The organism is Streptomyces mauvecolor (genome assembly GCF_039532965.1).
GTDB classification, from domain to species: domain Bacteria; phylum Actinomycetota; class Actinomycetes; order Streptomycetales; family Streptomycetaceae; genus Streptomyces; species Streptomyces violascens.
The window spans coordinates 514,139-521,715 of the sequence record NZ_BAAASQ010000023.1 but is presented as its reverse complement, the minus strand read 5'-3'; the positions used below and the strand labels follow the sequence as shown (position 1 = coordinate 521,715).

Genomic DNA, 7,577 nt, shown 5'->3' with positions numbered 1-7,577 from the left:
GGGGGACCCTGTGGGAGAGTAGGACGCCGCCGAACAAATTTTGGGGAAAGCCCCGCACCAGGTCCGTATCAACGGATCACGGTGCGGGGCTTTTTCGCGTTTCAGGGAGGGCCGGGAGAGGGCTCCCTTCTTTCGGCCCTCCCTTTTCCTCTCCTTCCTTACAGGCGGCCCGCCGCCTTCAGGTCGAGGTATGCGTCGGCCAAGGCAGGGGCCAGCTCGTCCGGGGTGGCGTCGACGACTGTGACGCCGTGGCGCATCAGTTTCTCGGCGGTGCGACGGCGCTGATGCTGGGTCTGGCTGGCCGCGGCTGCCTCGTAGACCGCCTCGACGTCGCCTCGTGCGGCTGCCATCTGCTGGATGTGAGGATCGGCCACCGATGCCACCAGCACCGTGTGCCGCTGCGTGAGTTGAGGTAGTACGGGGAGCAGGCCTTCCTCCGCTGCCGCTGTGTCCAGGCTGGTCAGCAGGACGATCAGGGAGCGGCGGGGTGCGTGGGTCAGGGCGGCTGCGGTGAGACCACGGGCGTCGGTCTCCACGAGGGACGGTTCGAGCGGGGCCATTGCGTTGACCAGCGCGGGCAGGAGCTCGCCTGCGGCTCGGCCCAGTACCTGGGCGCGTACCCGACGGTCGTAGGCGAGGAGATCGACACGGTCGCCGGCTCGTGAAGCGAGGGCGGCGAGCAGCAGCCCGGCGTCCATGGCGGCGTCCAGCCGGGGTATATCGCCGACGCGGCCGGCCGATGTGCGGCCCGTGTCGAGGACGACCAGTACGTGGCGGTCGCGCTCCGGACGCCAGGTGCGCACGGCGACATTTCCCTGGCGGGCGGTAGCGCGCCAGTCGATGGAGCGGGTGTCGTCGCCGGGAACGTACTCGCGGAGGCTGTCGAATTCGGTGCCCTCACCGCGGGTCAACACGCTGGTGCGGCCGTCGAGTTCGCGGAGCCGGGCAAGGCGGGAGGGGAGGTGTTTGCGGCTTGTGAAGGGCGGCAGGACGCGGACCGTCCAGGGGATGCGGTGGCTGCCCTGACGGGCGGCCAGGCCGAGCGGGCCGTACGAGCGGACCGTGACGCGGTCCGCGTGGCGGTCGCCCCGGCGAGTCGGCCGCAGCGTTGTGGACAGGCGGCTTCGTTCGCCGGCCGGGATCGTCAACGGGTGCCTGGACGCGGCCTGTTCGGTGCCGGAAAGCCAACTGCTGGGCGGCCAGGCGTCCCTGAGCTGGGCGCGGAGGCGGCGGCCGGACGGGTTGGTGACGGTGAGGCCGACCTCGGCCGCGTCACCCAGTCGAACTGACGTATCACCGCTTCGGGTGAACTGGAGCTTCTGCACTGGCGCTGCGCAGGCGTAGTCGCACAGAATTGCGAGTGCAAGGGGAGCGTTGACCGCCAGCATGCCGGTCCAGCCCGGGGCGAAGACGCCGACCGGGATGGAGCCGAGGGCGGCGAGGAGTGCGGAGCGTCCGGTGAGGGCCATGGGGGCGCCTCAGCGGGGCACGGGGACGTGGGCGAGGACCGAGGTGATGACGGAGTCGGCGGTGACGCCCTCCATCTCGGCTTCGGGGCGCAGTTGGATGCGGTGGCGGAGTGTGGGGAGTGCCAGGGCTTTCACATCGTCCGGGATGACGTAGTCCCGGCCGGTGAGCCAGGCCCAGGCCCGGGCCGTGGAGAGCAGGGCGGTGGCGCCGCGGGGGGAGACCCCGAGGCTGAGCGAGGGGGATTCACGCGTGGCACGGCAGATATCGACGACATAGCCGGTGATCTCGGCCGAGACCGAGGTGTTGGCGACGGCGGCACGGGCGGCTTCGAGGTCGGCGGGGCCGGCCACCGGGCGTACGCCTGCCGCCTTGAGGTCGCGGGGGTTGAAGCCGTTCGCGTGGCGGGCCAGCACGTCTATCTCGTCCTGGCGTGATGGCAGAGGGACCGTCAACTTCAACAGGAATCGGTCCAGTTGGGCCTCGGGCAGGGGGTACGTGCCCTCGTACTCGACCGGGTTCTGGGTGGCGGCCACCAGGAACGGATCGGGCAGGAGGCGCGGGGTGCCGTCGACCGTGACCTGACGCTCCTCCATGGCTTCGAGGAGGGACGACTGGGTCTTGGGCGGGGTGCGGTTGATCTCGTCCGCGAGCAGCAGGTTGGTGAAGACCGGACCGGGCTGGAAGGAGAACTCCGCGGTACGGGCGTCGTAGATGAGGGACCCGGTGACGTCGCTCGGCATCAGATCGGGGGTGAACTGGACGCGTTTGGTGTCGAGTTCGAGAGAGGCTGCCAGCGCGCGCACCAGGAGGGTCTTCGCGACGCCCGGTACACCTTCGAGCAGCACATGGCCGCGGCACAGGAGGGCGACGACGAGGCCGGTGACGGCGGAGTCCTGGCCGACCACGGCCTTGGCGATCTCGGCGCGCAGGGCTTCCAGGGAAGCGCGGGCGCTGTCCGGGTTCGCTGCGGTCTCCGGGGTGCGGTCGCTCATGAAGTGCGTACCTCTCTTTCGAGGGCGTCCAGTTCGTCCGCGAGGCGGACCAGTGCGGCGTCGTCGGCGGGTGTCGGGCCGAAGAGCAGGGAAAGGGGGTCACGGCCGGCGGCGGGGAGCCGGGCGGAGACGGCCGGGACGAGGACCTCGGGGGAGTGTGCCGCCGAGGCGGTCACGCCGACGAGGGGGGCCAGGCGGCTGCGGGTGGCCGAACGGAGGGTCTCGGCCGCGCGGTCCCGGGCGTTGGCCTTGCGGTAGAGGCGGGCGCGGCCCTCGGTCGCCTCGGACGCGCGGATGGCGACCGGGAGTTGCTCGGTGACGAGGGGGCCGAGCCGGCGGGCCCGCCAGATGGCGGCGAGTGCGGCGGCGAGGGCGAGTTGGAGGGTGGCCCAGCGCCATCCGGAGGGGATCAGGTCGAAGAAGGAGCGTTGGCCGCCGTCGGTGGCCGACACGTCACCCAGCGAGGGGAGGTACCAGACAACATGGGGGCGAGTGCCGAGCAGTTGGAGGGCGAGGGAGGCGTTGCCCTCCTTGTCGAGGCGGTGGTTGAGGAGGATGTCGGGGGCGCCGAGCAGGACGGTGTCGCCCTGGCGGTGGGGCGCGGTGCGGAGCAGGGTGGGCAGGCCGTCGGCCGGGTAGCAGCCGTCGCCGGTCTCGTCGGGGGCCGCGTAGCGGATGCCGCCGGTGTCGGCGCGGCCCGCTCGCGTCGCGGCGGGCTGGGCGCAGCCGGGGTCGCGGGGCTTGACGGAGACGGGGCTCTCGGCGCGCACTCCGGGGGCGAGGATGCCCAGGGAGGGCGAACCGGGGGCGATGAGGACCGTACGGCCGCCGGAGTCGGTGGTGGCGGCGCGGAGTTGGCGTTGCTGAGCCTCGGTCAGGAGGTCGGGGACCGTGATCAGGAGCGTGGTGTCGGGGCCGGTGGCCGCTGTCGCCTCGTCGAGGGTGGTGACCACGTGGGTGGAGACTCCCTGGGCCTTGAGGAGTTGGGCGACGGCTCGGCTGCCGTACTGGTCGGCGGAGCGCGGGTCGAGGCTGCCGTGCTGGGAGTTGGAGCGCAGCGCGGCGAGTGCGATGCCGGCCGCGGCCAGGACGGCGAGGGCGAGCAGCAGCCCCCGGGTACGGATCCACAGCCGGCGGGCCGTGACCGAGGTGGAGGCCGGGGCGGCTGTGGGGGCGGTCACTCGGCCCCTCCGCGGACCGCGTCGCTCAACGCGGGCTTGGTGCGTTCGAGAGCGCGGTCGAGGTCGCGCAGGCGTCCGTACGCTGCTTCGTCGGCGGTGCGGCCGCCGTATGTGACGTCGTCGAACGACCGGGCGGCGGCGCGCAGCCGGTCCGCGTGGGCGGGCAGGGGGCGGCCCGCTTCGGCGGCGGCCTCGTCGGTGGTGCGGCCGGGGCGGGGGTCGAGGAGGGCGCGCTCTTCCAGCGAGCGGACGATGGCGCGCATCCGTTCCTGGACGGCTTCGTTCCAGCGGTGGGCGGCGGCGTGCGCCTCGGCAGCGGTGCGGTGTTCGGCGGCGCTGCGAGGGCGGTCGTCGAAGACCGTGCCGCCCGAGGTGACGGCCCGCTGCGGGGTGCCGAGCCGCCACCACAGTGCGGCGATCAGGGCGAGGACGGCGACCACGATCACGGCCAGGCCGAGCGGGCCGCCGGGGGTGGCTCCCGATGCCGAGTCGAAGAGCGAGCCGACCCAGTTCCAGAATGCGTCGAGGGCACGCTGGAGGAGGCTCGGGTCGTTCTGGTGGTACGCCGGGTCGGACAGTTCGCGCCGCGCCGCCTCGCGGGCGGCGTCGCGCCCGATGTCCACCGGAGGTGTGCCGGATGCGCCGTTTCGCAGTTGTGCCGTGATGAAGCCCCCCGCTCCTGACACGGCATCAGCTCCCGGGTGTCTGGTAGCCGGGAACGCCTGCGGCGCGGGCGAGTTCGAGGTCGAGGGCCTCGCGACGGATGCGCTGGTCGATGTAGAGCAGCACGCTGACACCGGCGGCGATGGGGTAGGTGATCGCCGAGGCGATCACGGCTCCGATTCCCGAGATGATCAGGTAGGGCCAGCCGAACTCCGGGGTGGTGCCGCTCAGGATGCCGTGGAAGTCGCTGCTGTCCACGGCCATCGCGATCGCGGCGAACGGGATCATGATGATCATCGAGACGATGGCCATCAGGATCGACGTCAGCAGGCTGATGCCGAAGATGCGCCACCAGGAGCCGTTGACGAGCTTGGCGGAGCGGCGCAGGGACTGGACGATGCTCTGCCGTTCCAGCATCAGCGCCGGGGAGGCGAGGCTGAACCGGACGTACAGCCACAGGGTGACCACGGACGCGGCGAGACCGCCGAGCGCGACGAGCGCGGCGCCGCCGCCTCCCCCCAGGAGCACGCCGGGAAGGATGCCGACGGCGAAGATCGCGCAGAACATGCCGAACAGGAGGGCCAGCAGGCCGAACAGGCTCAGCAGACGTGGGCGGGCCTCGGTCCACGCATCGCCGAGGCTCACCGGGCGGCCGAGCACGGAACGGCTGACGACGATGGTGAGGACGGCCGTCGTGAACAGCGTGGCGAACTGACCGATGATCAGGGACGGCGTGAAGTCGAGCAGGCTGGACTGCAGGGCGTCGAAGGCCTGGTTGACGGCCTCGGTGCCGGTCGCGTTCGGATCGATGGAGGCCGGGGGCGGCAGGATGAACCGGACGGCGAGGATCTGCGCGATCTGGGAGATCACCGCGACGGCCAGCGTCAGGCCGAGGACCGTGCGCCAGTGGGCGCGCGTGGTGGAGACGGCACCGTCGAGGATCTCGCCGACGCCCAGCGGGCGCAGCGGGATGACGCCCGGCTTGGCGGCGGGCGGACGGCCGTAGTTCTGGTTCCAGTTGCCGCCCGGAGGCTGCCCCGGGACCTGGCCCCAGCCGCCGGGACCCTGCTGCGGGCCGCCCCGGCCGGGCTGCGGTGCGGGCGGTGTCAGGCCGGCGCCCGGTGGGGACCACTGGGCGGCCGGAGGCTGGTCCTGCGACCACTTCGAGGAGGCACGGGCCCGGTCGGAGGGCTCGGGTGTCGGCTGAGTGCCGGAGTTTTCGCCGTCGGAGGGGGCCGATCCGGGCGAGGCCCAGCCCGGAGAGTCGTTCACGGTCGTCCACCTCGTGGATTGGTCGCGGGACCGGCTGCGCGTGCCGGCTCCTTCGGGTTGGCTGCCATCGTGCCACGTGGATCCTGGCCGCGGACCTGCCCCCGTATCTCGTTCGCACCTTCAATTGTCGGCGGCTCACGGGGCAGACTGGGCGGATGGCTGATCAGGACGTGCGAACCACCATGGGCCCCGGTCCTTCGGGGATTCCCTCGCTGCGCTGGGACGAGCCGCCGGAGGGCCCGGTGCTGGTCCTCCTGGACCAGACCCGGCTGCCGGCCGAGGAGGTGGAGCTCGTCTGCACGGATGTGCCGGGGCTGGTGCTCGCCATCCAGACGCTGGCGGTACGAGGAGCTCCGCTGCTCGGCCTCGCCGGGGCCTACGGGGTGGCGCTCGCCGCGGCACGCGGCTACGACGTGGACGAGGCGGCGGCGCTGCTCGCGGGGGCGCGGCCCACCGCGGTCAACCTCGGGTACGGGGTGCGGCTGGCGGCCGGGGCGTACCGGGCGGCCGTCGAGAAGGGTGTGGGCCGGGCGGAGGCCGGGGCGGTGGCGCTGGCCGCGGCCAAGGAGCTGCACCGGGCGGATGCCGAGGCCAGCGCGCGGATGGCCCGGCACGGGCTCGCGCTGCTCGACGAGCTGCTGCCCGGCGGCAGCCACCGCATCCTCACCCACTGCAACACCGGCCGCCTGGTCTCGGGCGGCGAGGGCACCGCCTTCGCGGTCGCGCTGGCCGCGCACCGGGCGGGCCGGCTGCGGCGGCTGTGGGTGGACGAGACGCGGCCGCTGCTTCAGGGAGCGCGGCTGACGGCGTACGAAGCGGCGGGCAGTGGAATGGCGTACAGCCTGCTGAGCGACAATGCGGCCGGCTCGCTGTTCGCGGCGGGTGAGGTGGACGCCGTGCTCATCGGTGCCGACCGCATCGCGGCCGACGGCTCGGTGGCGAACAAGGTGGGGAGTTATCCGCTCGCCGTGCTCGCCAAGTACCACCACGTGCCGTTCGTCGTGGTCGCGCCGGTCACGACGGTGGATCTGGAGACTCCCGACGGCGCTTCGATCGAGGTCGAGCAGCGGCCCGGCCAGGAGGTGACAGAGTTCACTGCGCCGCAGGTCCCGGGGGGCGGCTGGGGGTCGGGTTCCGGCCTGCCGGTGGCACCTCTGGGGACGCAGGCGTACAACCCCGCCTTCGATGTGACACCGCCGGAACTGGTCACGGCCGTCGTCACGGAGGAAGGGGTGCTCTCCCCGGTGACAGGGGGCGGGCTGAGGGAGCTGTGTGCCAGGTCACGCCAGGTAACGATTAGCTAATGGGATGATGACGTTTATGAAGGGACGCGTCCTTGTCGTCGACGACGACACCGCACTGGCCGAGATGCTCGGCATTGTGTTGCGTGGAGAAGGTTTTGAGCCGTCGTTCGTAGCGGATGGCGACAAGGCACTGGCGGCATTCCGTGACGCCAAGCCCGACCTGGTGCTGCTCGATCTCATGCTGCCCGGACGGGACGGCATCGAGGTCTGCAGGCTGATCAGGGCCGAGTCGGGTGTGCCGATCGTCATGCTCACCGCAAAGAGCGACACCGTGGACGTGGTGGTCGGCCTGGAGTCCGGGGCCGACGACTACATCGTGAAGCCGTTCAAGCCGAAGGAGCTGGTCGCCCGGATCCGGGCCAGGCTGCGCAGGTCCGAGGAGCCCGCGCCGGAGCAGCTCGCCATCGGCGATCTGGTCATCGACGTGGCGGGGCACTCGGTGAAGCGGGACGGGCAGTCGATCGCGCTGACCCCGCTGGAGTTCGACCTGCTGGTCGCGCTCGCCCGCAAGCCGTGGCAGGTGTTCACTCGAGAAGTACTCCTCGAACAGGTCTGGGGCTACCGCCACGCGGCGGACACCCGCCTGGTCAATGTGCATGTCCAGCGGCTGCGCTCGAAGGTCGAGAAGGACCCCGAGCGGCCGGAGATCGTGGTGACCGTCCGTGGGGTCGGTTACAAGGCAGGACCGAGCTGAG

7 protein-coding genes are annotated in these 7,577 nt (G+C 71.9%); 2 read left to right on the top strand and 5 right to left on the bottom strand.

The window, feature by feature from the left end; genetic code table 11:
* Positions 1–158: 158 nt before the first annotated feature.
* Genes ABD346_RS29895 through ABD346_RS29875 form a run of 5 tightly spaced genes read right to left on the bottom strand, consistent with a single transcriptional unit; the run spans position 159 to position 5,578 of the window.
* On the bottom strand, positions 159–1,469 hold the full coding sequence (locus tag ABD346_RS29895) for a DUF58 domain-containing protein (protein WP_344379104.1): 1,311 nt from the start codon (positions 1,467–1,469) through the stop codon (positions 159–161).
* A gap of 9 nt (positions 1,470–1,478) precedes the next feature.
* A complete protein-coding gene (locus ABD346_RS29890) occupies positions 1,479–2,462 on the bottom strand; it encodes an AAA family ATPase (RefSeq protein ID WP_344379102.1) in 984 nt (327 codons plus the stop codon).
* Positions 2,459–3,643 carry a DUF4350 domain-containing protein gene (locus ABD346_RS29885; RefSeq protein ID WP_344379101.1) on the bottom strand — a complete coding sequence of 395 codons (1,185 nt, stop codon included), beginning with the start codon at positions 3,641–3,643 and terminating at the stop codon, positions 2,459–2,461. The genes ABD346_RS29890 and ABD346_RS29885 overlap by 4 nt, the downstream gene beginning before the upstream one ends.
* Positions 3,640–4,329: a DUF4129 domain-containing protein gene (locus ABD346_RS29880; protein ID WP_344379100.1), complete on the bottom strand. Its 690-nt coding sequence runs from the start codon at positions 4,327–4,329 to the stop codon at positions 3,640–3,642. The genes ABD346_RS29885 and ABD346_RS29880 overlap by 4 nt, the downstream gene beginning before the upstream one ends.
* Before the next feature lie 4 nt (positions 4,330–4,333).
* On the bottom strand, positions 4,334–5,578 hold the full coding sequence (locus ABD346_RS29875; RefSeq protein ID WP_344379099.1) for a DUF7847 domain-containing protein: 1,245 nt from the start codon (positions 5,576–5,578) through the stop codon (positions 4,334–4,336).
* 155 nt (positions 5,579–5,733) lie between these two features.
* Between ABD346_RS29875 and mtnA the strand changes: the two genes are divergently transcribed.
* Both mtnA and mtrA read left to right on the top strand, forming a co-directional pair.
* The gene (gene mtnA / locus ABD346_RS29870; RefSeq protein ID WP_344379098.1) at positions 5,734–6,882 is read left to right on the top strand and encodes an S-methyl-5-thioribose-1-phosphate isomerase; all 1,149 of its coding nucleotides are present in this window, start codon (positions 5,734–5,736) and stop codon (positions 6,880–6,882) included.
* A 4-nt stretch (positions 6,883–6,886) separates the two neighbouring features.
* Positions 6,887–7,576, top strand: coding sequence for a two-component system response regulator MtrA (mtrA, locus tag ABD346_RS29865; RefSeq protein ID WP_189389435.1), 690 nt, complete (start codon positions 6,887–6,889; stop codon positions 7,574–7,576).
* Position 7,577: the final 1 nt, after the last annotated feature.